23 protein-coding genes and 5 tRNA genes are annotated in these 24,662 nt (G+C 68.0%); 20 read left to right on the top strand and 8 right to left on the bottom strand.

Annotated features, from left to right (window positions below):
* Nucleotides 1–207: 207 nt before the first annotated feature.
* From H9633_RS12880 to H9633_RS12840, 10 genes are all read left to right on the top strand, one after another.
* Nucleotides 208–279: transfer RNA gene (locus H9633_RS12880), tRNA-Arg, on the top strand.
* 448 nt (nt 280–727) lie between these two features.
* Complete coding sequence (locus tag H9633_RS12875; RefSeq protein ID WP_191713408.1) at nt 728–919, top strand: helix-turn-helix domain-containing protein; 192 nt, start codon at nt 728–730, stop codon at nt 917–919.
* Nucleotides 920–1,124: 205 nt separating this feature from the next.
* Nucleotides 1,125–1,355 (top strand): hypothetical protein, encoded by a 231-nt coding sequence (locus H9633_RS12870; RefSeq protein ID WP_191713407.1) that lies wholly within the window; start codon nt 1,125–1,127, stop codon nt 1,353–1,355.
* On the top strand, nt 1,352–2,455 hold the full coding sequence (locus H9633_RS12865; RefSeq protein WP_191713406.1) for an AAA family ATPase: 1,104 nt from the start codon (nt 1,352–1,354) through the stop codon (nt 2,453–2,455). Before H9633_RS12870 ends, H9633_RS12865 begins: the two co-directional genes overlap by 4 nt.
* Before the next feature lie 29 nt (nt 2,456–2,484).
* Nucleotides 2,485–2,613, top strand: coding sequence for a hypothetical protein (locus H9633_RS13185; RefSeq protein ID WP_263598409.1), 129 nt, complete (start codon nt 2,485–2,487; stop codon nt 2,611–2,613).
* 190 nt (nt 2,614–2,803) lie between these two features.
* Nucleotides 2,804–3,154, top strand: a complete 351-nt coding sequence (locus H9633_RS12860) for a hypothetical protein (protein WP_191713405.1) — start codon at nt 2,804–2,806, stop codon at nt 3,152–3,154.
* Nucleotides 3,155–3,165: 11 nt separating this feature from the next.
* Complete coding sequence (locus tag H9633_RS12855) at nt 3,166–3,936, top strand: hypothetical protein (RefSeq protein WP_191713404.1); 771 nt, start codon at nt 3,166–3,168, stop codon at nt 3,934–3,936.
* A 187-nt stretch (nt 3,937–4,123) separates the two neighbouring features.
* A complete protein-coding gene (locus H9633_RS12850) occupies nt 4,124–4,477 on the top strand; it encodes a hypothetical protein (RefSeq protein WP_191713403.1) in 354 nt (117 codons plus the stop codon).
* Nucleotides 4,478–4,491: 14 nt separating this feature from the next.
* Nucleotides 4,492–4,821: a hypothetical protein gene (locus H9633_RS12845; RefSeq protein ID WP_191713402.1), complete on the top strand. Its 330-nt coding sequence runs from the start codon at nt 4,492–4,494 to the stop codon at nt 4,819–4,821.
* A complete protein-coding gene (locus H9633_RS12840) occupies nt 4,814–7,381 on the top strand; it encodes a tape measure protein (protein ID WP_191713401.1) in 2,568 nt (855 codons plus the stop codon). The genes H9633_RS12845 and H9633_RS12840 overlap by 8 nt, the downstream gene beginning before the upstream one ends.
* A 358-nt stretch (nt 7,382–7,739) precedes the next feature.
* On the opposite strand, the gene H9633_RS12835 is transcribed toward H9633_RS12840, so the two are convergent.
* The 3 genes from H9633_RS12835 to H9633_RS12825 form a co-directional block, all read right to left on the bottom strand.
* Nucleotides 7,740–7,811, bottom strand: a tRNA-Val gene (locus tag H9633_RS12835).
* Between the two features lie 25 nt (nt 7,812–7,836).
* Nucleotides 7,837–7,907 (bottom strand) — tRNA-Cys (locus H9633_RS12830).
* A 56-nt stretch (nt 7,908–7,963) separates the two neighbouring features.
* A tRNA-Gly gene (locus H9633_RS12825) sits at nt 7,964–8,036 on the bottom strand.
* A 204-nt stretch (nt 8,037–8,240) separates the two neighbouring features.
* Between H9633_RS12825 and H9633_RS12820 the strand changes: the two genes are divergently transcribed.
* The 4 genes from H9633_RS12820 (at nt 8,241) to H9633_RS12805 (ending at nt 11,973) form a co-directional block, all read left to right on the top strand.
* Nucleotides 8,241–8,316 (top strand) — tRNA-Val (locus tag H9633_RS12820).
* A 171-nt stretch (nt 8,317–8,487) separates the two neighbouring features.
* Nucleotides 8,488–9,813, top strand: coding sequence for a cytochrome P450 (locus H9633_RS12815; RefSeq protein ID WP_191713400.1), 1,326 nt, complete (start codon nt 8,488–8,490; stop codon nt 9,811–9,813).
* Nucleotides 9,810–11,030 (top strand): zinc-dependent alcohol dehydrogenase, encoded by a 1,221-nt coding sequence (locus H9633_RS12810; protein WP_071640372.1) that lies wholly within the window; start codon nt 9,810–9,812, stop codon nt 11,028–11,030. The genes H9633_RS12815 and H9633_RS12810 overlap by 4 nt, the downstream gene beginning before the upstream one ends.
* Nucleotides 11,031–11,079: 49 nt before the next feature.
* On the top strand, nt 11,080–11,973 hold the full coding sequence (locus tag H9633_RS12805) for a TIGR01777 family oxidoreductase (RefSeq protein ID WP_191713399.1): 894 nt from the start codon (nt 11,080–11,082) through the stop codon (nt 11,971–11,973).
* A gap of 101 nt (nt 11,974–12,074) precedes the next feature.
* Here H9633_RS12805 and H9633_RS12800 read toward each other — a convergent pair whose 3' ends face one another.
* The 3 genes from H9633_RS12800 to zapE form a co-directional block, all read right to left on the bottom strand.
* Nucleotides 12,075–12,647: a type II toxin-antitoxin system PemK/MazF family toxin gene (locus H9633_RS12800; protein WP_318247281.1), complete on the bottom strand. Its 573-nt coding sequence runs from the start codon at nt 12,645–12,647 to the stop codon at nt 12,075–12,077.
* The gene (locus H9633_RS12795; RefSeq protein ID WP_071640378.1) at nt 12,644–13,903 is read right to left on the bottom strand and encodes an ammonium transporter; all 1,260 of its coding nucleotides are present in this window, start codon (nt 13,901–13,903) and stop codon (nt 12,644–12,646) included. The genes H9633_RS12800 and H9633_RS12795 overlap by 4 nt, the downstream gene beginning before the upstream one ends.
* 113 nt (nt 13,904–14,016) lie before the next feature.
* Nucleotides 14,017–15,060: a cell division protein ZapE gene (gene zapE / locus H9633_RS12790; RefSeq protein WP_191713398.1), complete on the bottom strand. Its 1,044-nt coding sequence runs from the start codon at nt 15,058–15,060 to the stop codon at nt 14,017–14,019.
* A 126-nt stretch (nt 15,061–15,186) separates the two neighbouring features.
* Here zapE and H9633_RS12785 point away from each other — a divergent pair, with 126 nt between their 5' ends.
* Together H9633_RS12785 and H9633_RS12780 are read left to right on the top strand one after the other, a co-directional pair.
* Nucleotides 15,187–16,083, top strand: coding sequence for a sulfurtransferase (locus H9633_RS12785; protein ID WP_071640382.1), 897 nt, complete (start codon nt 15,187–15,189; stop codon nt 16,081–16,083).
* Between the two features lie 37 nt (nt 16,084–16,120).
* Nucleotides 16,121–16,552, top strand: coding sequence for a SufE family protein (locus tag H9633_RS12780; RefSeq protein ID WP_071640384.1), 432 nt, complete (start codon nt 16,121–16,123; stop codon nt 16,550–16,552).
* Nucleotides 16,553–16,580: 28 nt separating this feature from the next.
* On the opposite strand, the gene H9633_RS12775 is transcribed toward H9633_RS12780, so the two are convergent.
* Nucleotides 16,581–17,729: an alpha/beta hydrolase family protein gene (locus H9633_RS12775; protein ID WP_071640387.1), complete on the bottom strand. Its 1,149-nt coding sequence runs from the start codon at nt 17,727–17,729 to the stop codon at nt 16,581–16,583.
* Between the two features lie 25 nt (nt 17,730–17,754).
* Between H9633_RS12775 and H9633_RS12770 the strand changes: the two genes are divergently transcribed.
* The 4 genes from H9633_RS12770 to H9633_RS12755 all read left to right on the top strand — a co-directional run bounded on the left by H9633_RS12770 (nt 17,755) and on the right by H9633_RS12755 (nt 22,970).
* Nucleotides 17,755–18,336 carry a DUF3000 family protein gene (locus H9633_RS12770; RefSeq protein WP_071640389.1) on the top strand — a complete coding sequence of 194 codons (582 nt, stop codon included), beginning with the start codon at nt 17,755–17,757 and terminating at the stop codon, nt 18,334–18,336.
* Nucleotides 18,329–19,525: a ribonuclease D gene (locus H9633_RS12765; RefSeq protein WP_071640391.1), complete on the top strand. Its 1,197-nt coding sequence runs from the start codon at nt 18,329–18,331 to the stop codon at nt 19,523–19,525. Before H9633_RS12770 ends, H9633_RS12765 begins: the two co-directional genes overlap by 8 nt.
* A gap of 74 nt (nt 19,526–19,599) precedes the next feature.
* Nucleotides 19,600–20,805 (top strand): thiolase family protein, encoded by a 1,206-nt coding sequence (locus tag H9633_RS12760; protein WP_071640393.1) that lies wholly within the window; start codon nt 19,600–19,602, stop codon nt 20,803–20,805.
* 5 nt (nt 20,806–20,810) lie between these two features.
* The gene (locus H9633_RS12755; protein ID WP_191713444.1) at nt 20,811–22,970 is read left to right on the top strand and encodes a 3-hydroxyacyl-CoA dehydrogenase NAD-binding domain-containing protein; all 2,160 of its coding nucleotides are present in this window, start codon (nt 20,811–20,813) and stop codon (nt 22,968–22,970) included.
* Nucleotides 22,971–23,033: 63 nt separating this feature from the next.
* On the opposite strand, the gene H9633_RS12750 is transcribed toward H9633_RS12755, so the two are convergent.
* Complete coding sequence (locus tag H9633_RS12750) at nt 23,034–24,659, bottom strand: GMC oxidoreductase (protein WP_191713397.1); 1,626 nt, start codon at nt 24,657–24,659, stop codon at nt 23,034–23,036.
* Between the last annotated feature and the right edge of the window lie 3 nt (nt 24,660–24,662).

Genomic DNA, 24,662 nt, shown 5'->3' with positions numbered 1-24,662 from the left:
GCTATCGATCACATGATGGACCGGGAAGATGTGACGTTCTGGGACCCGCGAAAGAAGCAGCTGGCGCTCATGGTCGCTCTGGCCGATCTTGCCTATGTCATCAGCCGCCGCTACCCCGTCCGAGATGGGTTCCTGTTGAAGCCCGTCATGAACCCAGAGGAGATCATCGCCTAACCCCGAGGGTCCGCGTTCATCGCGTACCCTCTCCCCCGATTAGCTCAGCGGAAGAGCGACGGCCTTCTAAGCCGGATGCCGCAGGTTCGAATCCTGCATCGGGGACCCTTAAGTCGCCTGTGGACAAGTTGTGCAATGCGCACTAGCTCAAGGCGAAATGACGCCTGATGCCCTGGTAGTTACACCGCGAGAAGCGCTGCTAATGCGACAGTTTGCACCCCTCAACTGACCCCGCGACACGCGGAGAGGCGCATAGTTCCGCGGAATTCGCTGGTGCGCCCATGTCAAACCATGAACCTACCCAGGGCAATTCGGAGTTACACCAAGAGCGCATCTCCGCAGGTTCGTTGCGGTTCGCCCTGGCCCGTCGTGGGAAACTAAATGCGATGAAAGGGAACGGTACCCCGTCCTCTTTATCGCACAACAGAAAAAGCGCACCCGCCTAAGACGGTCCAGGTCCGGCGGGTGCTAACCACAGAGACGGTCTAGGTCGGAGTGGGTACGTCAAGCGTACCTGCTCCCTCTCCGAATCAGGAGATGGGGAGAAGTAAACATGAAGCGCAATGGTTGGGGAACCATCCCGGAAGCGGCAGAAGTGTTGGGGGTGAGCAGCAAGACGGTGCGCCGGCGCATCGCGGACGGGAGCATCAACGCCCGCAAATTCGGGCCGCGTCTCATTCGCGTTGAGATGTCCAGCCTCGAAGAATTCGGCCGGCCACTCACCTACCGAGGAGCGGGCCATTAAGCCAGAGCGCCGCCCCGGTGAAACCGGAACGGCGCAGGAATCGGCTGGGCGGCTGATTAGTAAAGAGCATATCGGGTACTTCGGACCTTTGCGCATCAGCCGCACCGCATCCGAGACAATCACTGGATGGGTTGATCGGCTTGCCTCTGGCACGCTCAGCCTCGCAGCTCTCCCAGCGCCACTCTTTGCCCTGTACGAGCTCGGCGTGACGGATGGCCGGCAGCAGATGGAACCCGAGGTGCGGGCGGCGAAGCTCGACGCCGACCGGCTCTGGCTTCGTTCCTTCGGTGAAGCCGACCGCCGCGAATACCTCCTCGACAGGCTCGACCGTGCCGCAACGCTCGCGAACCGCCCCGATGTGGATGACGTTCTCGATGAGGCGTGGCGGGTCTACTGCGCATCGCTGAATGACGTGCGTTCGGAGGTGAGCGCATGACCGAGACCTTCTCTGCCGAATGGCTCATGCGACAGACGTTCCCGCCAGTGAAGTACGTCGTCCCCGATGTGATCCCCGAGGGCATGACACTGCTCGTCGCCGCACCGAAGATCGGCAAGTCATGGATGGTACTCGGGCTCGCTATCGCCCTCAGCGACGGCTCTGAGGCGTTCGGATGCATCCCCGTGGGCGAACCCCGCCCGGTGCTCTACCTGGCGCTGGAAGACGGCCCACGACGCTTGCAGGACCGCATGATTCGCCTGTCGGCATTCGCAGCATCCCCGCTCCTCGAGTTCCTGACCGGGCTCGGTGAGGCGAAGGTGATCGACACTATCGCGGCGTTCCTGACGAAGCACACGGGCAGTGACCCTGTGGTGATCCTCGACACGCTCGGCAAGGTGATGCCCCCGGCCGGCAACGCTTCCCAGTACGGGCACGACTACCGGATGCTCTCAGCACTGAAAGCAACCACCGACGCTGTACCGGGCTCGAGTCTCGTCATCGTGCATCACACCCGAAAGGGCGAGGGTGGCGACTTCCTGGACGCTGTGAGCGGCACCCAGGGCATCGCGGGCGCAGCGGACACCGTAATCGTGCTCAAGCGGGATCGGCACGAAAAGACCGCAACCATGCAGGTCACCTCGCGTGATGCCGCGGAAGGTGAGTACGCGCTGACGATGGTCGATGGCGCATGGCTGCTCGACGGTGGCGACCTACTCACGGCCGCTCGATCAGCGCAGACGATCAAGCAGACACAGGGCGTCGGTGATCGCATGGCGGAACTTATCGAGATCGTCGGTCGACACCCGCAGGGGATCGCCCCGAAGGGCCTGCGTGACCTGCTCCCCGGCGTATCGAACGTCGATGAGTACCTGCGTCGCGCTGTCACGGCGGAGCGAATCCAGAAGATCGGCCGCGGCCTCTATGCCCCCGTTAGTTATGAGAGTTTCGTGAGTTTTGAGGACGATCCCGACGCCGACTCTCACACTCCTCTCACTAATCACAGGGGGTTAGTAGGCGGTTGGGAAGATCCCGGCGTCTGCTCTCACGGCGTCACGGTCGGTGCTCGATGCAGCAAGTGCGGAGGTGCGGCCGCATGAGTGCTCCTAAGCCCCTGAACCTCCGAGCGATGTCCGACGCATGGGACGACCCCGTGGCCTTCGCCCGAGAACTCCACCGGTACTACTCCCAGCTCGAAGCATCCGGGCACCGACTCCCCACACACGACTGGACCAACACAGAAAGGAACAACACATGATCCGCACAGCAATGCTCTGCGACCACTGCGATGCAGTCTTCGCGCTCGAGGAATCCCCCCGACGCGGAGGGCTCGTCACCCGAGCCCACGAAAACGGGTGGTCATCCACCTACCAGCACGGCACCTGGACCAACCAGTGCCCCGACCACACCAACACCGCCGCAACCGCGGCAGAAAGCGAGTAACCACCATGGCTCACATCGAACGCAACCACCCCGTCCACACGCTGCTCGACCTCGCAGCGCACGGCAAGAACCTCAACAGCAACATCCTCGACCAGATGCTCATCGACGTACCCGCCGAACACCTCCCCGAAGGCAACAGCCTCAACCGATTCCGCAGCGACATCCTCGCCCACGCGAAACAGCTGACCGACCTCTACAACTCCGGAGCACACGGCCCCGCAGCCCGACAGGCAGCAGAAGCCGCCGCCGAGATCGCAGACCGCATGAACACCGAACAGCGATCCCTGCGCACCAACACCACCACCGCCCAGAACCGCGAGATCGAAGACATCGTTGCTCGCGTCTTCGACAACTGAAACGAGACACCATGACCTACCCCGACATCCGAACCAGCAACATCGACGGCAGCAGCATCCGCGCACTCGCCGGCATCCCCGACACCCTCAAAGAACAGGGCATCAGCATCCCCAAGGGGATCACGGAAGCACAGCAGCGACACGCTCACATCCTCGAGCACATCGCCGCCACCGCTGCGGCCGTCAACGTCGAAGACGCACACACGGCCGCAGCCCGAGCCCTCGCAGGCGGTGAAGGGAACGCCGCGCAGCTCACCGCCGCCGCCGCAACCCAGATCGTCAACAGCAAAGACCCCAGCGCACCGCTCAGCAAGATCCTCAACCGTGCACGCGACCTCGCAGCGCACGACCTGCAGGCCGCATACGCCGAACCGGGAGACACCTGGATCACCAAGCACCTCCGACCAGCGCTCGAAAAGGCGATCGCAACATTCACCACCGAGGCAGAGTACGCGGCCCCCATCGACCCGTTCATGGACCCCACCGCCGCCGACTACCTGACACGCAACCCCCGGGTCGATGACGCATGGCGCACCATCCGCACCATCTACGAAACGACCCGCACCCTCCGCCGCTACCGCTGCATCCCCACCACCACCCGCAGCGCAGACGCCTACGAATGGGAAGGCGACGGGGAACACCACGAACACCGAGGCGGACAGCACCTCATCGCCAGCATCCGCGACAACCTCCGTGACAACAACATCACATGGTTCGTCGCAGCCCTGCAGCACGGCATGACACCCGTCCTCCTCACCGAACAGGAGGTCGCGGGCGCATGAACACCAAGGGGAGTGGGGCCGGGCGCAGAAACCGCCCCACCCCCCTGCGGGTGACCCCCCTCAGCCCCTCCCGGGTCGCTGGGGTTAGCCGCCCACATTCTGGGTGCGGAAATGGCTCGGTTTTCCGGGCCTGTGCCCACGAAACCCGCGGAATGACGCGGAAGGAGCAGCGATGGAAGTAGCAAGAATGAGCAATTACAGGGCGCCTAAGGGGCTGAAACAGGCGGGTAAGGCGCTGTGGAAGGACGTTTCGAGCGGGTACACGTTGCGTCCGGATGAGCGTCGGGTGCTCGAGGCGGCGTGCAAGACGGCGGATCTGATCGATCATCTTGAGGCGTCTTTGGTGGGTCAGCCGGCGACGGTGACGGGCTCGAAGGGGCAGGAGGTCGCGCATCCGCTGATCGCTGAGGTTCGGATGCAACGGGTGGCGTTCGCGGGGCTGTTGAAGGCGTTGCGTCTGCCGGATGAGGGCTCGTATGAGGGTCGGAATCAGCAGCGGGATGCTGCGGTGTCGCGGTGGGCTCAGGCCTACGGCAAGTGAAAGGGAGTTACGGAATGAGTAATGAAGCAGAGCGGATTTCCCGCAATAACGAGTTGGCCGATCGGATGATCGCCGCTTATGTCCATCGTGCGGGATCTGAGGACCCGCTGACGTACCTGACGGAGTTCGTCGAGTCGATGGGCTCGGAGCAGGAAGCAGTGGATCGGCTGGCGGAGTTGGTGTTGACGCTGGCGGAGAAGGCAGCGCAGGCGTCAACGGTGGTCGATATTTGGGACCCGCGCCGGCGTGTGGACCCGACGAAGGCGATGCGGCTGGCGGATTCCGCTTCCAGTGCGTTCGTCGCGCTGGGCAACGAATTGATCGAGGAGGCGCAGCGTGGCTGACAGGAAAATCAGGATCGTACTGAGCGCAGATATCGCGCAGTACAAGCGGGCGTTTCTCGAGGCTTCGGAGGCGGCGAAGAGGGCCGCGGATGAGGGCACGAAGGCGTCGAAGCAGGAGTCGGAGGCGGCACGTAAGGCCGCTGAGGCTGCGAAGCAGAAGCTGGATGCGTGGAAGTCGCTCGGTACGGGTTTGCTGGCGGTGGGCGGCACAATGACGGCTCTGACGCTTGCTGTGGCGAAGACGGGTATTGAGTACAACACTCTGCAGCAGACTTCCCGTGCGGCGTTGTCGACCCTTCTGGGTGGTGCTCAGGCGGCGAATGCGCAGATGGACAAGCTGGATGCTTTCGCCCGCACGTCGCCGTTCTCGAAGCAGACGTTCATCACGGCTCAGCAGCAGATGCTCGCGTTCGGTATTGAGTCGAAGAAGGTCATCCCGTATCTAGATGCGATCGGTGAGGCTGTTGCTGCGGCTGGCGGGTCGAACCAGGAACTTGGGGAGATCGCGTTCATCATGGCGCAGATCAGCTCGGCCGGGAAGATCACGGCGCAGGATCTGATGCAGTTCGGTCAGCGTGGTGTGAACGCGGCGGAACTGATCGGGTCGCAGATGGGTAAGACGGGTGCTCAGATCCGGGCAGACATTACCGCCGGAACACTCGACGCGGATCGGGCGTTGGATGCTCTTGCTGCGGGGATGAAGGAGAAGTTCGACGGTGCGTCCGCGAACGTCAAGATGACGTATGCCGGGGCGATGGATCGCGTGAAGGCCGCGTGGCGTGACCTGTCCGCGGATCTCACGAAGCCCCTCGTTGATCCTTCCGGTGGTGGGTTGTTCGTTGACCTACTGAACCGTCTGGCGGATGTGCTGCGCATGTTCCAGGCGCTCCCTGAGCCGGTGAAGCTGGCCGGCGGTGCCCTGTTCGCCCTGGTGGGTATTACGGCGACGGTGACGGGTGCGGCGATCCTCGCGAAGATCAAGTGGATGGAGTTCTCAGCCACGCTCGACACTCTCGGGCCGATGGGCGCCCGGGTGAAGGGCATCCTGGGCGGGATTGGCAACTTCCTGTCCGGACCGTGGGGTGTCGCGCTGCTCGGTGCGACCGTCGCGCTGGGCGTGTTCATGCAGAAGCAGGCTGAGGCGAAGCAGCGCGCGGAGGCATACGCTGCGGCAATCGACACCGCCACAGGTGCTCTCAGCGCCCACGGCGACGAGTTGATCATGAACGACCTCACCAACCGTTCGTCCGTGATGTGGTGGCAGGACACCTCGATTGCGGACGCGGCGGAGAGTCTGGGTATCTCCCTCAACGTCGTCTTCGATGCGGTGAAGAACGGCGGCGACGCGATGACCGAGCTCGAGCGGCAGTTGGATGCGAAGCAGGCCGCATTCAAGGGCACCGCGGACGAGGCGGAACAGTTCGCCCTGAAGGTGGACAAGGTGCGCGGCGGTGTGCAGCGCATGTCCGGTGAGCTTGGCGATGCGACTGAGATGGCCCGTCAGCAGGCGGAGATGAGCGGCGAGCAGACGGATGCGTCCGGTCAGGTGTCCGAAGCGTTCGCGGAGCAGGAACAGGCGTCCAAGGAACTGCAGGACGCGCTGCAGGGTGTCGTCACCGCCTACGAGGAGATGGCGCACGGGCAGATGGATGTGGCGAAGTCGCACGATTCTGCTCTGAGCGCGATCAACTCACTGACTGAGGCGACGAAGAATGAGGAAGCGGCGATCGAGGGCACGAATGATGCGTCGATCAAGCTGCGCGATTCTCTCCGTGATGTGGAGCAGAAAAGCTACGACTCTGCCGTGGCGATCGTGCAGAACACGGGTGACATGGCTGCGGCGCGTGCCGAGTGGGATGCGGGCCGTGAGGCTGTCATTGCCCAGTTGAAGGCGAAGGGTCTTGATGAGGCCGCGGCGCGTGCGTGGGCGGATAAGAACCTCGGCTCAGCGAAAGACGTGGAGCTTGCGTTGGCTGCGGTGAAGGATCAGGCGAATGCACTGCCGAACAAGAAGGAGATTGCGATCTCCGAAAGCGGTAGTGAGGCGCTGGCGGTGCGGTTGGCGAACCTCCGTGACCTGATGTCGTCCATCCCGAACGTCAAGAAGGTCACGCTCGAGTCGTATGTGGTCGGTAACCGGACTGTGGGAATCCCTGGGCAGGCGACGGGTGGTCCGGTGTTCGGTCCCGGCCCGAAGGGTAAGGATTCGGAGCTTCGGATGCTCGCACCGGGTGAGCATGTGGTGACGGCGGCTGAGGTGGATGCGGCTGGTGGCCATTCGGCGATCATGCGGTGGCGTCAGTCGATCCTGAATGGCTCCATCCCTGGCCTTGCTACGGGTGGCCCCGTTCGACCCGAGTCCGTCCCGGTGTCCGCTCGCGTGGTCACGGGCGCCCCCGTGGTGAACGTCGCCGCGCCGTCGATGCCGTCCGAGTTCGTGCTGAAGGACATGGACGGGGCGCTGATTGGCCGTATGCAGGTGGAAGCCGCGGGAGTTGTGGCCGGCAATTCGGCTCGAGTCGCATCCGGCATCCGCTCCCGTCGCCGCAGTGACGCCTAGAACGCCACCAAACGCGCTGTGAGCGCCTGAAACCCCCTCCCCGGTATCAACTACTAGGGAGGGGGTTTCATCGCGTTACAGCGCATTCCGTCACACTATCCACCATGAATCGTGGGGCCGTCGAACTCGGGCGGCTGCTCTACGTCGTCGAAGCGTTGCAGATGCCCGCAGTGTGGGCACACGAACCCGGTCGCGGTGGTGTGCATCACGATCCCGTCTTCGGGGCAATGCGGCTGACCAAACTCATCCATGCGGGAATCGTAGCCTTCGAGGCTCAACCCACGTTTCAGCCCATGACCCTACCCCCTAGGGGTATCTGGGCAAAAGAAAACCCCCGGTAAACCGGGGGTTTCGTAAGTGCGCGATACTGGGATCGAACCAGTGACCTCTTCCGTGTCAGGGAAGCGCGCTACCGCTGCGCCAATCGCGCCTAGAAGGCTGTTCAGTTGTCAGAGAGGTGGCGACGGGATTCGAACCCGTGTAAACGGCTTTGCAGGCCGGTGCCTAGCCTCTCGGCCACGCCACCGCGAAGTGGATTCGAACCCACATGCCGAAACCCCCTGAAGGGGGCTCCTGCACTCGAGCGGATGACGAGACTCGAACTCGCGACCCTCACCTTGGCAAGGTGATGCGCTACCAACTGCGCTACATCCGCATATTCTGTTGTCGTTCCCGGCGTCCCGGGCACTTGAAATACATTAGCCCAGGATCGGCGCATCGCCAAACCGCTCCACGCCGCCGGGCGTGTCTTCTGATGCGGCTCGCGCCGCCACGCCCGGCCCGTCGCGCGGTGTCAGGAGGCGGGTGCGGATCGGGTATGCTTGCTGACTGTGCCACCGTGCACGACACAACTCCACATGGGCGATTGGCGCAGTTGGTAGCGCGCTTCCTTCACACGGAAGAGGTCGTCGGTTCGAGTCCGGCATCGCCCACCATCCAGAAGCCCCGACAGTGATCTGTCGGGGCTTCGTCGTGTGCAGGCTTCGTCTCTGCCCACGAGCCTCGTCTCCTGCACGCAGGGCCTCCGAGCAGCCTGACCTGTAGCACAGACGGTCGCGAATCGCGCCCCCGTTCACACATTCGCGTTCGGTGATCAGGCTGGAGGCATGCCTCACCGGATCGCAGACGACGCCCCTCTTCTTCTCGTGCACGGCTACGACCTCGGCGCCCGCATCTGGTCCCGCGTGCGCGATGGCGCACGCGGTGCGCCGATGCGACTGCTCGGCCATCGAGCCGTGTTCGTGCGAGGCGCGGAGGGCGTCGGGCTGTTCTACGACGAGACCCGCGTCGCCCGCCACGGCGCCATGCCGCGCTTCGTGCAGGAGACGCTGTTCGGCCACGGATCGGTGCACAGCCTCGACGGGGCCGAGCACCGCCACCGCAAGGCGACGTTCGTCGACGTCGCATACGAGGACGAGCAGGTGCGGCGTCTGCAGCCGGACCTCGAGCGCGAATGGCAGCGCGAGCTCGACGACTGGCTCGCCGGCGGAGACCGCACCGCGTACGACGCCGCGGTCGGTGCGTTCGGGCGCGCCGGGATGCAGTGGGCCGGCCTCCCCGGCTCCGACGACGCGCGCACGGGGTGGGCGGCGCGGCTCGCGCAGATCGTCGACGGCTTCGGCCGGCCGCTCTCCCTGGACTTCGCCGCGGCCCTGTTCAACCGCGTCTGGTCCGATCGGCGCGCCGCACGACTGATCCACGATGTGCGCGCCGGCAGACTCGTGCCACCGCAGGGCACGGCACTGTACGAGTGGGCCTGGCATCGGGGGCCCGACGGAGGGCTGCTGCCGGAGCGCCTGGCCGGCGTCGAGCTGCAGAACAGCATCCGTCCGCTCATCGCGGTCGCCCGCTTCGTCGCGTACGCGGCCAAGCAGCTGCTCGAGAACCCCGACTGGCGCCTGCGCATCCACGCCGAGACCGCCCGCAGCGGACAGCTCGTGGGTGGGCAGCTCGCCGTGGCCTTCGCGCAGGAGATCCGTCGGACCTCCCCGTTCGTGCCGATGCTGCCCGGTCGCGCGATCACCGACATCGACTTCGACGGCCAGCGCGTCCCGGCCGGCGGACGGGTCGTCATCGACATCCTGGGCACCGACCTCGATGACGCGTCGTGGGACGACGCGCACGAATTCCGACCGGAGCGCTTCATCCACCGACCCGACTACGAGGCGATCCCCGCGTTCATCCCGCACGGCGGGGCCGAGGTCGTCACCGGTCACCGCTGCCCGGGCGAGAAGCTCGCGATCGCCGGCCTGTCAGCCGCGATCGCCGTGCTCAGCGACCCGCGGGTGCGCATCTCACCCGAAGGCCTCGACGTCGATCGACGACGACTGCCCACCATGCCCGCCTCAGGCGGATGCGTGTATGCGGCAGCAGCGCAGCAAGCCGACCCCACCGATGACCGCGAGAGCGGCGAGCAGAGGAGCACCTCATGAAGGCACTGACCTGGCACGGCAAGCGCGACGTCCGCGTCGAGCAGGTGCCCGACCCGAGCATCCTCGAGCCGACCGACGCGATCATCCGCGTCACCTCCACCGCCATCTGCGGCTCGGATCTGCACCTGTACGAGCTGCTCGGACCCTTCCTCGACCGAGGCGACATCCTCGGTCACGAGACGATGGGCGAGGTCGTCGAGGTCGGCTCGGAGATCCGCACCCTCGTGCCAGGCGACCGCGTCGTGATCCCGTTCAACATCTCATGCGGCACGTGCTGGTTCTGCCGGCGGGGGCTGCAGTCGCAGTGCGAGACCACGCAGGTGCGCGAGTACGGCAGCGGCGCCGCGCTGTTCGGGTACACCAAACTGTACGGGCAGGTCCCCGGCGGCCAGGCCGAGTATCTGCGGGTGCCCCTGGCCGACTACAACCACGTGAAGGTCGGCGGTGAGCTGCCGGACGATCGCTACCTGTTCCTCAGCGACATCCTGCCCACCGCGTGGCAGGGCGTCGACTACGCCCACATCCCCGTCGACGGCACCGTCGCCGTGCTGGGTCTGGGCCCGGTCGGGCAGTTCGCCGCCCGCATCGCGCGCTCACGCGGACACCGCGTGCTGGCCGTCGACCCGGTTCCCGAACGTCGCGCCATGGCCGCCCGTCATGACATCGAGGTCTTCGACCTCGACGACGACGCGATCCCGCATCTGCGTGATATCACGGCGGGCCGCGGCCCGGACTCGGTGATCGATGCGGTCGGACTCGAAGCCCACGGCAATCCGGCGATCTCCGTGGTGCAGCAGGCGGTCGGGCTGCTGCCCGACCCACTGGCGCGCCCGATGCTCGAGCACGCCGGCGTCGACCGTCTCGCCGCGCTGCACGCCGCGATCGACCTCGTCCGCCGCGGCGGCACGGTCTCGCTGAGCGGCGTGTACGCGGGCGACGCCGACATCCTGCCGATGAAGACGATGTTCGACAAGCAGATCACCCTGCGGATGGGCCAGTGCAACGTGAAGCGCTGGACCGACGACCTTCTTCCTCTGGTGGAGGACGACGCCGATCCGCTGGGAGTGATGGATCTCGTCACACATCGTGCGCCGCTCGATGATGCGCCCGACCTGTACCGCACCTTCCAGCGCAAGGAGGACGGCTGCATCAAGGTCGTGCTGAGTCCTGGTTCGGCTCCCGCTGCACACGCCTCCGACGCTCAGGGCGACCTATGATCGGCTTCACCGGCACACGATCCCTGCCGCATCCCGAACGGTGGCGCACATGAACGACTCACGCATCGTCATCTCCGGAGCGAGCGGCCTGATCGGCGGCGCGCTCACGCGATCACTCCGCGCGGACGGCACCCGCGTGGTGCATCTCGTTCGTCGTCCCGCCCGCGGCGCCGACGAGGTCGAGTGGCTCACCGGCAGTCCGCTCGACCCAGACGTGCTGGCCGGCGCGGCCGCGGTCGTCAATCTCAACGGCGCGAGCATCGGCAGGCTGCCGTGGGGGGCGAGCTACCGGGACACCCTCCGCCGGTCGCGGCTGGAGCCCACCGCGGTGCTGGCTGATGCGCTGCTCGCTCTGGGGACCGCGGCTCCCGCCCTGCTGTCGGCATCCGCCGTCGGCTACTACGGCAACCAGCCCGGCGCCCGGCTCGACGAGGCAAGCGCACCCGGCGAGACCTTCCTCGCCGAGATCTGCGTGGAGTGGGAGCGGGAGGCGATGCGAGCCGCCGACGCCACCAGGGTCGCGCTGCTGCGCACCGCGCCGATCCTGCATCCGGATGCCGTGCTGAAGCCGATGATCGCCCTCACCCGGGTGGGACTCGGCGGCCCGCTCGGGTCGGGGCGCCAGGTGTGGCCCTGGATCTCGCTGGAGGACGAGGTCAGCGCGATCCGGCACGTCATCGACTCCGACCTGCACGGTCCGGTAAACCTCACCGGACCGCACCGGGCGACCGCAGGCGGGATCGGACGCACGCTGGCCTCCCTGATGCATCGCCCGTACCTCATCCCCGCGCCGGCGTGGGCGCTGCGCCTGGGTCTCGGTCGTGCAGCAGCCGATTCCCTGCTGCTGGCGGATGCCGACGCCGTGCCCGACGCGCTCACCGGCAGCGGCTTCGAGTTCCGGCACCCGACGGCCCCGGCGGCGCTCGCCGCCGTGCTGGGCTGAGCCCCGCCGTCCTGGGCTGAGCCCCGCCGTGCTGGGCTGAGCGGCGCCGGTCGCCCGGTGCGGGCGTCAGGGTGCTTCCGACCTCAGAGGTGCGCCTGACCTCAGAGGCGCGCCCACCCGTAGCGGCTGATGAGCGCCTGTGCGACGCGTCCGTATCGACCGGAGTCCAGCACGGATGCCTCCCGACGCATGCCGTCGTGGTGCACGCTGTACAGCTGCTCGATGTCGACCCAGGATTCGCGCCCCCGCGAATCCCAGCTGCCCGAGCCGATCAGGATGAAGTCGCGGTCGCGATCATGGCGTGTGCTCGTCATCCGCACGGCGTACACCCGGTCGGCGCTCTGCCTGCCGATCACGAGCACCGGGCGGTCCTTGCCGCGTCCGTCGTTCTCCTCGTACGGCACCCAGGTCCAGATGACCTCCCCGGAGTCCGGCATCCCGTTGCGCGAGGGCGAATAGCCGACGCTGACAGCGCCGACGCGGGCCGGATCCAGCCGGACCGTCTCGGATCCGGGCATCCGTCCCGCGTCGACGTCTCGCTGCCCGCCCTCACCCTCGACGCGAAGCCGCGCGCGAGAGCGGGGGCGGGACTGCTGCCCGCCCCCGCCTCGCCCTGACAGCGCCCTGCCGAGGATGTCGCCGATGACCGAGAGGAACCTGCTGCTCGAGCTCACCCGCCCACACTAGCGGCGGGCGCCGGCTCCAGCGCGTAGCCCTCCTCGCCGTGGACGGCGAGGTCGACGCCGGCGAGCTCGTCCTCCCCGGTGACGCGGAAGCCGATCGTCTTCTCGATCGCGAAGCCGATCGCGTAGGCCACGACGAACGAGTACACCATCACTCCCCCGGCCGCGATCACCTGCACAGCGAGCAGCCGCAGGTCGCCGCCGGTGAACAGGCCCTGGCCGGTGGCGAAGAACCCCAGGTACACCGTGCCCAGCAGCCCGCCCACGAGGTGCAGTCCGACGACGTCGAGCGAGTCGTCGAAGCCGAGCCGGAACTTCAGATCCACTGCCAGCGCGCACGCGACCCCGGAGAGGGCACCCAGCAGCAGCGCCCACCCCGGCGTCAGGTCGGCGCACGCGGGAGTGATCGCGACGAGTCCGGCGACCAGGCCGGAGACAGCCCCGACCGACGTCGGCTTGCCGACCCGCAGCTTCTCGACCAGCACCCAGCCGAGGATGCCGGCGGCCGCGGCCCCGAGCGTGTTGATCGCGATCAGGCCCACTCCGCCCATGTCCTCCGACAGCCACTCCGCGCCGGCGTTGAAGCCGAACCAGCCGAACCACAGCAACGCAGCGCCGAGCAGCGTGAGCGGCACGTTGTGCGGCTTGTTCAGCTCGCGTCCGAAGCCGATGCGCTTGCCGAGCACGAGGGCGAGGGCGAGGGCGGCCGCGCCGGCGTTGATGTGCACCGCCGTTCCGCCGGCGTAGTCGATCACGGCCACACCGCTGTCCTCCCCGAACAGGGTCGCGCCCAGGTGCATGATCCACCCGCCGCCCCACACCCACGCCGCGATCGGGAAGTACCCGATCGTGCCGAAGACGCCCACGAAGATCAGCCACGGTCCGAACCGGGCACGATCGGCGATCGCCCCGGAGATCAGCGCGACGGTGATGATCGCGAACGTCGCGCCGTAGGCGACGCCGAGCAGGGCCACGTTGGCATCCGGTGCCGAGGCCGCCGCCGCCAGACCGAGGTCCGCGAACGGATCCCCGGCGAAGTGCGCGGGCGACGACACACTGCTCATCGAGTACCCGTAGAGCACCCAGAGCACCGCGATCAGACCGATCGCGCCGAAGCTCATCATCATCATGCTCACGACGCTCTTCGCCCGCACCAGACCGCCGTAGAAGAACGCCACCCCCGGCGTCATCAGCAGCACGAGCGCGGTCGCGGTGATCACCCACGAGACGTTGCCTGTGGCATCCATATCGAAACCTCCTCCGTAGAACGAATGAGGTCAGTCTGTGCGCGCGATGTTTCGAGCGACGACGCGCCGTGTTGCGGGCGTGTTACAGCCAGGCGGCCGGTGTGACGATCGTGTTACTCGGCCGCCGAATGCGTCAGCGCGTTCAGACGCGAGATCGCCCGCAGGTACTTCTTGCGGTACCCGCCCGCGAGCATCTCGTCGGCGAAGACCTGATCGAGCGACACCCCGGTCGCGACGATCGGCAGCTGCGCGTCGTACACCCGGTCGACGAACGCCACGAAGCGCAGCGCCTCGGACTGATCGGTCAGTGTGCGCACCTCGCGCAGGCCCACCAGTGACAGCCCGTCGATCAGGCGGATGTAGCGCGACGGATGCACCTGTGCCAGGTGCTGGATGAGCGCCGCGAACTCGTCGTCGGAGGCAGCGCCGGATGCCGACGCGCTCTCGACGGCCCGGGCGTAGCGCGCGTCATCCGCCACGAGCGCGCTGCCGTCGAGCGCGCGCTGCCGATAGTCGACGCCGTCGATGCGCAGCGTCTCGAAGCTCTCGGACATCGCGTGGATCTCGCGCAGGAAGTCCTGTGCCGCGAAACGTCCTTCGCCCAGCGCGTTGGGTGGGGTGTTGGAGGTGGCGGCCAGTTTCGTTCCCGACGCCACGAGTTCACCCAGCAGCCGCGTCATCACCATGGTGTCGCCCGGGTCGTCGAGCTCGAACTCGTCGATGCACAGCAGGTCTGCGCCGCGCAGCAGGTCGACCGTGTTCTTGTAGCCGAGCGCACCGACCAGTGCGGTGTACTCGATGAACGAGCCGAAGTACTTCCGGCGTGCGTGAAGCGCGTGGTAGACGGACGCCAGCAGGTGGGTCTTGCCGACGCCGAACCCGCCGTCGAGGTAGACGCCGGGCTTCATCGGCGTCTCCTTCGGCGCCCGGCGGAACAGGCCCGCCTTCTTCGCCGGCGCCGCTCCCTCGCCGACGAAGCGCTGCAGCAGCTGCTTGGTCGCCTCCTGCGAGGGGTAGCGGTCATCGGAGCGGTAGCTGTCGAAGGTCGCCGCGTCGAACTGCGGAGGGGGGACGAGGCTTGCCAGCATCTCGGTACCGGTCACGACAGGCGTGCGCTCGGTGAGGTGCACGACGCCCGTGCTGATCTGCTGGGTCATCACGTTCCTGAGGTCATAGTCTTACGATCCGGATGCGGGTGCGCGCCGGGGGATCTATCGTCGTAGGGGGACGGCTCAACTTTACGCCGTCGCATGCCCACCCGAGCCCGACCCAGAGGAGCCACTGTGGCCGTCGATCACGACACGTCATCCCCCAAGTTCGCCGAGTACGCCGAGCCCGGCCGCCTCGTGTCGACCGAGTGGCTCGCCGCCCACCTGGGCGCCCCCGGCCTCGTGGTCGTGGAATCCGACGAGGACGTGCTGCTCTACGAGACCGGGCACATCCCGGGCGCGGTGAAGATCGACTGGCACACCGAGCTCAACGACCCCGTCGTGCGCGACTACGTCGACGGCGAGGGCTTCGCCGAGCTGCTGAGCCGCAAGGGCATCGCCCGTGACGACACCGTGGTCATCTACGGCGACAAGAACAACTGGTGGGCGGCCTACGCACTGTGGGTGTTCTCGCTGTTCGGACACCAGGACGTGCGCCTGCTCGACGGCGGTCGTGACCGGTGGATCGCGGAGGGACGCGAGATCACCACCGACAAGACCGTGCGAGCGCGCACCGAGTACCCGGTCGTCGAGCGCGACGATTCGCAGCTGCGTGCGTACAAGGACGACGTGCTGGCGTTCATCGGCACCGGGCCGCTGATCGACGTGCGCTCCCCCGAGGAGTACAACGGCGAGCGGACCACCGCGCCCGCGTACCCCGAAGAGGGCAGCCTCCGGGCCGGCCACATCCCCACCGCGCAGAGCGTGCCGTGGGGCAGGGCGGTCGCGGAGGACGGCGGCTTCCGCTCGCGCTCCGAGCTCGAGGCGATCTATCTCGACGAGGCCGGCATCGACGACTCCGACGATGTCATCGCCTACTGCCGCATCGGTGAGCGCTCCAGCCACACCTGGTTCGTCCTGAAGCACCTGCTCGGGATCGAGAAGGTGCGCAACTACGACGGCTCGTGGACCGAATGGGGCAGCGCGGTGCGCGTGCCGATCGTCAGCGGCAGCGAGCCCGGCTCGCTCTGACAGGCCCGGCCCGCGGCGAGGTGGGATGATGGCAGGGATGACTGACACGCACGTCCCCGCCACCCTCGCCGAGTTCCGCGACGAGTTCCTCGAGCTGCCCGAAGCGGATCGACTCGAGCTGCTGCTCGAGTTCGCGAACGAGCTCCCTCCCGTCTCCGATGAGATCGCGGCTCACCCCGAGATGGCCGAGCGGGTCGCCGAATGCCAGTCCCCCGTGTACATCTACATCGAGGTCTCCGACGGCGTCGTCACCATGCATGCGACGGCGCCGCCGGAGGCCCCGACGACACGCGGCTTCGCGAGCATTCTGGCCCAGGGGCTGACGGGTCTCACGGCCGACGAGGTCCTCGCCGTGCCGAACGACTACCCGCAGAGCATCGGCCTGACGCGGCTCGTCTCGCCGCTGCGGATCGGCGGCATGACCGGGATGCTGATGCGCGCGAAGCGCCAGGTCGAGGCCAAGCGCTGAACGACGACGGTCGGCGCCGCTCCCGGCGTCAGGCCAGACCCTGCGCGGTCAACCAGCCGGTGATGGCCGACGACCAGGCGCTCTCGTCGTAGTTCCAGAGCTTGGTGTGCCGCGCGACGTGGAACTCGGGCATCGTGACGAGATCCGGTCGGGCATCGGCCAGGGCGTGCGACGCGTCAGCGGGGACGAATCCGTCGTCGTCGCTGTGCAGGATCAGGATCGGGGCGTCGAGCTCCGACGCCCTGGCGACCATGTCGAGCCTGTCGAACGGGATCGCCTCCTCGGCGCCGCTGAGCCTGGCCAGGAACCTGTTCCCGAGCGCTCCCATGGCGAGACCGGGCAGCGGCTCGCGCAGTCCCGACTCGCGCGCCTGGAAGCGCAGCACCGTGCGCCAGTCGACCACCGGCGAGTCGAGGATGACGCCGGCGATGGCATCCCGCTGCTCGGATGAGACGGCGGTCTGCAGCGCGATCGCCCCGCCCATCGACCAGCCCATCAGCACGACGCGCTGCGCGCCCTGCCGCAGCGCGTATCCGATCGCGGCGTCGACGTCGCGCCACTCGGAGGCGCCCAGTGCGTAGGAGCCGCCCCGCGTGCGCGGCGCCTCGCCGTCGTTGCGGTACGACACGACCAGGGTCGGCAGACCCAGCGCGTGCATGACGGGGACCGCGCGCAGGCACTCGGAGCGGAGGGTGCCGCGACCGTGCACCTGGATCACCCACGTCGACGAGTCGGCCGGGAACAGCCAGGCCGGGCAGGGGCCTGCCGGCGAGCCGATCAGCACGCTCTCCCAGGGCAGGTGCAGCTCGCTCGGCGACTGGTGGTACCAGCCGCTGAACGCCGCGTCGCGATCGACTCTCGCGCCCGGCTCGATCTGGGTGAGCAGCTTGCGGCGCACGCTCGTGGCGTCGGCGCTGAGCACGGCTCCGAGCTTGACGTATCCGTAGGTGCCCGTGGTGAACAGCCCGTACCGCCCTGGCAGCTCGGTGTCGGGCGTGCGCGAGAGCTCGATCGTCTGGGCGCCGGTGTCGACAGCGAGGATCTGGGTGTCGTTCCGGCGCACGGAGGGCATCACCACCCGGCGTGCCGTCGCGAGGACGGCGGCCGCTCCTGCCGCGGCTCCCGCCGCGATGGCAGCGGGGACGGCGAAGGCTACGGCGTGCCTGAGACTCTTCATCGCCTCCCGACTCTAGCCTGTCCACGTGAGCGCACACCCGGATGCCGCAGCGCTGTTCGACGCAGCGGCGGCAGAGCTTCGTGAGACGGCGTTCCGCAGCGACATCGTCGTGCGGGAGATCCCGTCACCCGCCGGGCTCGCGCCCTTCGCCCTGGCCCTCGCCGCCGACGTGCGACCCGATGATCACGGCGACTCGGTGTACGGCACCGGGCGGTTCGTGCTGCTGCACGATCCGGACGAACCGGACGCCTGGGGCGGCGCGTGGCGCATCGTCGCGTTCGCGCAGGCCCCGCTCGAGCCCGAGATCGGCACCGACCCGCTGCTGGCGGACGTCGCCTGGTCGTGGCTGGTGGACGCCCTCGACTCGCGCGACGCGGGCTATCACTCGGCGTCCGGCACGTCGACGAAGATGCTCTCAAAGGGCTTCGGCGCGCTGGCGGCGGAGGGCGACGGGGCGCAGATCGAGCTGCGCGCGTCGTGGACTCCGGATGCTCCGCTGGGCCCGCATGTGGAAGCATGGGCGGAGCTGGTCGGGATGCTCGCAGGGCTCCCGCCGGGATCAGAGGACGTCGCCGTGTTCGGCGCGAGAAAGGGTGCACGTGGCTGAGTACTCCGTGATCGACGACCGTGCGGAGTTCGAGCGGGCAGCCGAGACGCTCGCCGAGGGGTCAGGTCCGGTGGCCGTCGACGTGGAGCGAGCATCCGGATTCCGCTACTCCCAGCGCGCGTACCTGGTGCAGGTGTTCCGCCGCGGGGCGGGTGTGTTCCTGTTCGACCCGCCCGCGATCGGCGACTTCCACCCGCTTCAGGATGCCATCGGCGACGCCGAATGGGTGTTCCACGCCGCCAGCCAGGATCTGCCCTCGCTGCGTGAGCTCGACCTCGAGCCGGCGCGCATCTTCGACACCGAGCTCGCCTCCCGGCTTCTCGGCAGCGACGGCTTCGGACTCGCCGCGGTCGTCGAGCACACCCTGGGCATCACCCTGGCCAAGGCGCATTCGGCCGCCGACTGGTCGACCAGGCCGCTGCCGGGCCCGTGGCTGGAGTACGCGGCGCTGGATGTCCTTCATCTCGTCGATGTGCGCGATGCGCTCGTCGACGAGCTCGAGGCCGCGGGAAAGACCGAGATCGCCGCCGAGGAGTTCGACGCGACGCTGCACCGTCTGCCGAAGCCGCCCCGCGAGGAGCCGTGGCGCCGGCTGAGCGGGCTGCACAAGGTACGCGGTGCCCGCCAGCTGGCTGTGGCCCGGGAGCTGTGGACGGCACGCGAGCAGTACGCCGAGCAGATCGATGTCTCGCCCGGCCGCCTCGTGCCCGACCGCGCGCTGCTCGCCGCACTGCTGGCCGCGCCGCGGTCGAAGCAGGAGCTCGCCGGACTCAAGACGTTCAACGGGCGTGCGAGTCGGACGCAGATCGATCGCTGGTGGGCCGCGATCGAGCGCGGTCGCACCACCGAGGACCTGCCCCGCGAGCGCGTGCCGAGCGATGCTCTCCCGCCGCCCCGAGCGTGGGCCGATCGCAACCCGGACGCCGACCTGCGGCTGAAGGCCGCCCGCCCCGTGATCGAGGCGCTCGCCGACGAGCTGCACATGCCGACCGAGAACCTGCTGACCCCCGAGCACCTGCGTCGTGTCGCCTGGCAGCCGCCGGCCGATCTGACCGCCGAGTCCGTCGCCGCCGCGCTGCTCGAGCTCGGCGCTCGCCCCTGGCAGGTTGCGCATACCGCACAGAAGATCGTCGATGCGTTTGTAGAGGGGCCGCAAACGGCCGTCGAGGGGCTCCCGAACGCTTCGTAGGTTCGATCCAACCGATTCAGAGCGGCCATACCCCGCTCCTAGGCTGGACGCGAACCCCAACCTATGGAGGCAGAGTGGCCGAGATCTCGGACGTCTACTTCGTCGATGGAGTGCGCACCCCGTTCGGGCGCGCCGGCGAAAAGGGCATGTACTGGAACACCCGCGCGGATGACCTCGCCGTCAAGGCGACCATCGGCCTGATGGAGCGCAACGCCGCCGTGCCGGCCGACCGCATCGACGACGTCGCCATCGCCGCGACCTCGCAGACCGGCGACCAGGGTCTCACCCTCGGCCGGTCTGTCGCCATCCTCGCCGGCCTTCCGCAGACCGTCCCCGGCCTCGCCGTCGAGCGCATGTGCGCCGGCGCGATGACCAGCGTCACCACGATGGCCGCGTCGATCGGCGTCGGCATGTACGACGTCGCCCTGGCCGGCGGCGTCGAGCACATGGGCCACCACCCCATCGGCGGCAACGCCGACCCGAACCCGCGCTTCGTCGCGGAGAAGATGGTCGACCCCGGCGCCCTGAACATGGGGGTCACCGCCGAGCGCATCTTCGACCGCTTCCCGCACCTCACCAAGGAGCGCTCCGACCGCTTCGGCATGCTCAGCCAGCACAAGGTGCAGGCCGCGTACGACGCGGGCAAGATCCAGCCCGACCTCGTGTCGGTGGCGATCAAGGGAGCCGACGGCGCCTGGGGACTCGCGACCGAGGACGAGGGCCGTCGCCCGCAGACCACGATGGAGGACCTCGCCGCGCTGAAGACGCCCTTCCGTCCACACGGTCGCGTCACCGCCGGCACCTCCTCGCCGCTGACCGACGGTGCGACCATGTCGCTGCTGGCCGGCGGCGGTGCGGTCAAGGAGTTCGGGCTCACCCCGAAGATGCGGATGGTCTCCTTCGCCTTCGCCGGCGTGCAGCCCGAGATCATGGGCATCGGTCCGATCCCCTCGACCGAGAAGGCCCTGAAGAAGGCCGGCCTCGAGATCTCCGACATCGGTCTGTTCGAGCTGAACGAGGCGTTCGCGATCCAGGTGATCTCCCTGCTCGATCACTTCGGCATCGCCGACGACGACCCGCGCGTGAACCAGTGGGGCGGCGCGATCGCCCTGGGACACCCGCTCGCGGCATCCGGAGTGCGTCTGATGATCCAGCTCGCCGCGCAGTTCGCCGAACGACCGGACGTGCGCTACGGCCTGACCGCCATGTGCGTGGGGCTGGGCCAGGGCGGCTCGGTCGTCTGGGAGAACCCGTTCTACGACGGCAAGAAGAGGAAGTGACGGCGATGAAGGACACGACCAACGCCCCGTATGCCGGCATCGACTTCACACCGCTCTCCGCTCTCGCCGACGGAGAGGTGGTCACGCACTCCCCCGTTCGAGACATCCGCCTCGGCTCGGGCCGGGTCCTCGCGCTCATCACCCTCGACAACGGTCGAGACCACACCAGGCCGAACACGCTGGGCCCTGCCACGCTGATCGAACTGGGCGAGACGCTCGAGTCGCTGAAGGCCCGTGCGGCGGCGGGCGAGATCCAGGCGGTCGGCGTCACCGGCAAGCAGTACATCCTCGCCGCCGGAGCCGACCTCTCCGACATCAGCCGGCTGGGCTCGAAGGACAACGCGCGCCTGATCGCGCAGCTCGGACACAAGGTGCTCGGCTCGCTGTCGGAGCTCGGCGTGCCGTCGTTCGCGTTCGTCAACGGGCTCGCGCTCGGCGGCGGCATGGAGATCGCCCTGAACTCCACCTACCGCACGGTCGATGCATCGGCTGCGGCGCTCGCGCTGCCCGAGGTCTTCCTCGGCATCATCCCCGGCTGGGGCGGCGCCTACCTCGTGCCGAACCTCATCGGCATCGAGAAGGCCCTCGAGGTCGTCATCTCCAACCCGCTCAAGCAGAACCGCATGCTCAAGCCGCAGCAGGCGTTCGAGCTCGGTCTGATGGATGCCATCTTCCCGGCATCCACCTTCCTGGAGAGCTCGCTCAGCTGGGCGGATGACGTGCTCGGCGGAAAGAAGGTCGAGCGCAGGAACGAGCCCGGCAAGATCGAGCGCACGGTCAAGTGGCCGATCGCGATCAAGACGGCACGCGGCATGCTCGAGTCGAAGATCGGCACCGTTCCGCGCTCGCCCTACGTCGCGCTCGACCTGCTCGACAAGGCCAGGAGCGGCACCAGGGCCGAGGGCTTCGCCCGAGAGGACGAGGCGCTGGCCGAGCTCGTCACCGGCGACCAGTTCGCCGCGTCGATGTACGCCTTCGACCTCGTGCAGAAGCGCGCGAAGCGCCCCGTCGGCGCTCCCGACAAGGCTCTGGCGAAGAAGGTCACCAAGGTCGGCATCATCGGTGCGGGTCTGATGGCCAGTCAGTTCGCGCTGCTCTTCGTGCGCAGGCTCCAGGTGCCGGTGCTGATCACCGACCTCGATCAGGCACGTGTGGACAAGGGCGTGGCGTACATCCACGACGAGATCGGAAAGCTCGAGCAGAAGGGCCGCCTCGACGGCGACACCGCCAACAGGCTGCGCTCGCTCGTCACGGGCACGACCGACAAGAGCCAGTACGCCGACTGCGACTTCGTGATCGAGGCCGTGTTCGAGGAGGTCGGTGTCAAGCAGCAGGTGTTCGGCGAGATCGAGAAGATCGTCGCCGACGATGCGATCCTCGCCACGAACACCTCGTCGCTGTCCGTCGAGGAGATCGGCTCGAAGCTCGCCCATCCCGAGCGCCTGGTCGGCTTCCACTTCTTCAACCCGGTTGCGGTGATGCCGCTGATCGAGATCGTGAAGACGCCGCACACGGCGGAGGCCGCGCTGTCGACGGCGTTCGTCGTCGCGAAGGGTCTGGGCAAGAACGCGGTCCTCACCGCGGACGCACCCGGATTCGTCGTGAACCGTCTGCTCGCGAAGGTCATGGGCGAAGCAGCACGCGCCGTCTACGAGGGCACGCCGATCGCCGACGTCGAGAAGGCCTTCGGTCCGCTCGGTCTGCCGATGGGGCCGTTCCAGCTGATCGACCTCGTCGGGTGGAAGGTCGCCGCACACGTGCAGGACACCATGGTGCGCCACTTCCCCGATCGCTTCTACGCCAACGAGAACTTCCACGCTCTCGCCCAGCTGGATGCCGTCGTCGAGAAGGACAAGGGCGGCCGGGTCGTCGGCTGGACCAAGAGCGCCGAGAAGGTGCTCAAGGGTCACGTCGGCAGCTCTCCGGCATCCGCCGACACCATCCTGCAGCGCGTGCAGGACGGCCTGGCGCAGGAGATCCGCCTCATGCTGGACGAGGGCGTCGTGCCCGAGGTGGAGGACATCGACCTCTGCCTGATCCTCGGCGCGGGCTGGCCGTTCATCGACGGCGGCGCCTCGCCCTACCTCGACCGCGAAGGCGCGTCGGAGCGGGTCTTCGGCGGCACGTTCCACACCCCGCCGATCCGCGGGATCGCGCAGAGCTGACGCTCGAGCGAGCAGGGGTCGCACCGTCTGGTGCGGCCCCTGTCGCCGTTCCGCGTGGCCCGCTCAGCCCGCCGGTGCGGGTCGGTGGTCGTCCTCACCGCGTCGCGGCCAGTGCGCGAAGGCCCGCTCCGCGAGCGCGGTGATCGTGAGCGACGGGTTCACGCCGGGGTTCGCCGGCACAGCCGAGCCGTCGACGACGTGCAGCCCCGGATGCCCCCACACCCGGTTCCAGGCATCCACCACGCCACGGTCGGGCGAGTCGCTGATCACCGCACCGCCGAGGAAGTGCGCCGTCAGAGGGATCCCGAACACCTCCGGCCACGAGCCGCGCGGCTCGGTTCGCACGCCGGTCTCGCGCTGCATGCGCCCGGCGATGGCAGCCACGGCGCGATGGGCCTCCGGCAGGTGCGACGGATTCGGCGCGCCGTGTCCCTGCCGACTCGTGAGCACGTCGCGTCCGAAACGGCGGCGCAGCGACAGGGTGAGCGAGTTGTCCGCGGTCTGCATGACCAGCGCGATGATGCCGCGCTCGCTCCAGCGGTGCAGGCTGGCCAGGCGCAGCTGGCGCAGCGGATGCCGGCCGAATGCCGCGAGCAGCGAACCGATCCTCCTGGCCAGGGAGCGACCTCCGGGGACGAGGACCGTCGCGAGAGCGCCCATCAGGTTGGACCCGGGACCGTAGCGCACGTTCTCGACGTGCGTGCGCTCGTCGACGTGGAACGACGTGGTGATCGCCACACCGTGGGCGTACCCCGCGGCATCCGGAACCCGCGTCGCCACCGCCCCGTCCAGCGCCTCCGAATTCGTTCGGGTGAGCCGTCCGACGGCATCCGAGATCCGGGGCAGCGCGGCCGACGCTCGCATCCGGTGCAGCAGCTGCTGGGTACCCCAGGTGCCGGCCGCGAGCACCACCTGCTCGGAGCGGATGGTCCGGCGTCGGCGGCGCAGCCAGGCGCCCGAGCGCTCGGTGGTGACGAGGTAGCCGCCGCGCGGATCCTCGCGCACCTCGACGACGGTGCGCAGCGCCTCGATCCGCGCGCCACGCCGCTCGGCGAGGGCGAGGTAGTTCTTCGCCAGCGTGTTCTTCGCGCCCACCCGGCAGCCGATCATGCAGTTGCCGCACAGCGTGCATCCGGTGCGATCCGGTCCCTGCCCGCCGAAGTACGGATCCGGCACCCGCACCCCCGGCATGCCGAGGAAGACCCCCACCGGAGCCCGGCGGAAGGTCTCTCCCACGCCGAGATCTTCGGCGGCACCCGCCATGATCCGCTCGACCGGACCGGTGTGCGGGTACTCGTCGACGACGCCCAGCATGCGCTTCGCCGTCGCGTAGTGCGGGGCGAGCTCGCTCTGCCAGTCGCTGCCGGCGGGCCAGTTCCGATCGGCGAAGAAGGCCGGCGGCGGCTCGTACAGCGTGTTCGCGTAGTTCAGCGATCCGCCGCCGACCCCGGCGCCGGCGAGGATCATGACATGCGGCAGGCGGTGGATGCGCTGCACGCCGAAGCACCCGAGCCTCGGTGCCCACAGGTAGCGACGCACATCCCACGACGTCTTCGCGAAGTCGCTGTCGTCGAAGCGTCTGCCGGCCTCGAGCACCCGCACTCGGTATCCCTTCTCGGACAGGCGCAGCGCCGCGACCGATCCCCCGAAGCCGGATCCCACGATCACGACATCCTCGTCGTACGGCACGTG

It is taken from the genome of Microbacterium commune (genome assembly GCF_014836945.1).
GTDB classification, from domain to species: Bacteria; Actinomycetota; Actinomycetes; order Actinomycetales; family Microbacteriaceae; genus Microbacterium; species Microbacterium commune.
Note: the sequence above shows the minus strand (reverse complement) of the source record. Positions and strands in the feature narration are given on the sequence as shown.

Coding starts and splice junctions, on each gene's coding strand:
- H9633_RS12875 (WP_191713408.1), top strand. CDS start 728: ATGAAGCGCAATGGTTGGGGAACCATCCCGGAAGCGGCAGAAGTGTTG.
- H9633_RS12865 (WP_191713406.1), top strand. CDS start 1,352: ATGACCGAGACCTTCTCTGCCGAATGGCTCATGCGACAGACGTTCCCG.
- H9633_RS13185 (WP_263598409.1), top strand. CDS start 2,485: ATGTCCGACGCATGGGACGACCCCGTGGCCTTCGCCCGAGAACTCCAC.
- H9633_RS12860 (WP_191713405.1), top strand. CDS start 2,804: ATGGCTCACATCGAACGCAACCACCCCGTCCACACGCTGCTCGACCTC.
- H9633_RS12855 (WP_191713404.1), top strand. CDS start 3,166: ATGACCTACCCCGACATCCGAACCAGCAACATCGACGGCAGCAGCATC.
- H9633_RS12850 (WP_191713403.1), top strand. CDS start 4,124: ATGAGCAATTACAGGGCGCCTAAGGGGCTGAAACAGGCGGGTAAGGCG.
- H9633_RS12845 (WP_191713402.1), top strand. CDS start 4,492: ATGAGTAATGAAGCAGAGCGGATTTCCCGCAATAACGAGTTGGCCGAT.
- H9633_RS12815 (WP_191713400.1), top strand. CDS start 8,488: ATGCCTCACCGGATCGCAGACGACGCCCCTCTTCTTCTCGTGCACGGC.
- H9633_RS12810 (WP_071640372.1), top strand. CDS start 9,810: ATGAAGGCACTGACCTGGCACGGCAAGCGCGACGTCCGCGTCGAGCAG.
- H9633_RS12805 (WP_191713399.1), top strand. CDS start 11,080: ATGAACGACTCACGCATCGTCATCTCCGGAGCGAGCGGCCTGATCGGC.
- H9633_RS12795 (WP_071640378.1), bottom strand. CDS start 13,903: ATGGATGCCACAGGCAACGTCTCGTGGGTGATCACCGCGACCGCGCTC.
- zapE (WP_191713398.1), bottom strand. CDS start 15,060: ATGACCCAGCAGATCAGCACGGGCGTCGTGCACCTCACCGAGCGCACG.
- H9633_RS12780 (WP_071640384.1), top strand. CDS start 16,121: ATGACTGACACGCACGTCCCCGCCACCCTCGCCGAGTTCCGCGACGAG.
- H9633_RS12775 (WP_071640387.1), bottom strand. CDS start 17,729: ATGAAGAGTCTCAGGCACGCCGTAGCCTTCGCCGTCCCCGCTGCCATC.
- H9633_RS12755 (WP_191713444.1), top strand. CDS start 20,811: ATGAAGGACACGACCAACGCCCCGTATGCCGGCATCGACTTCACACCG.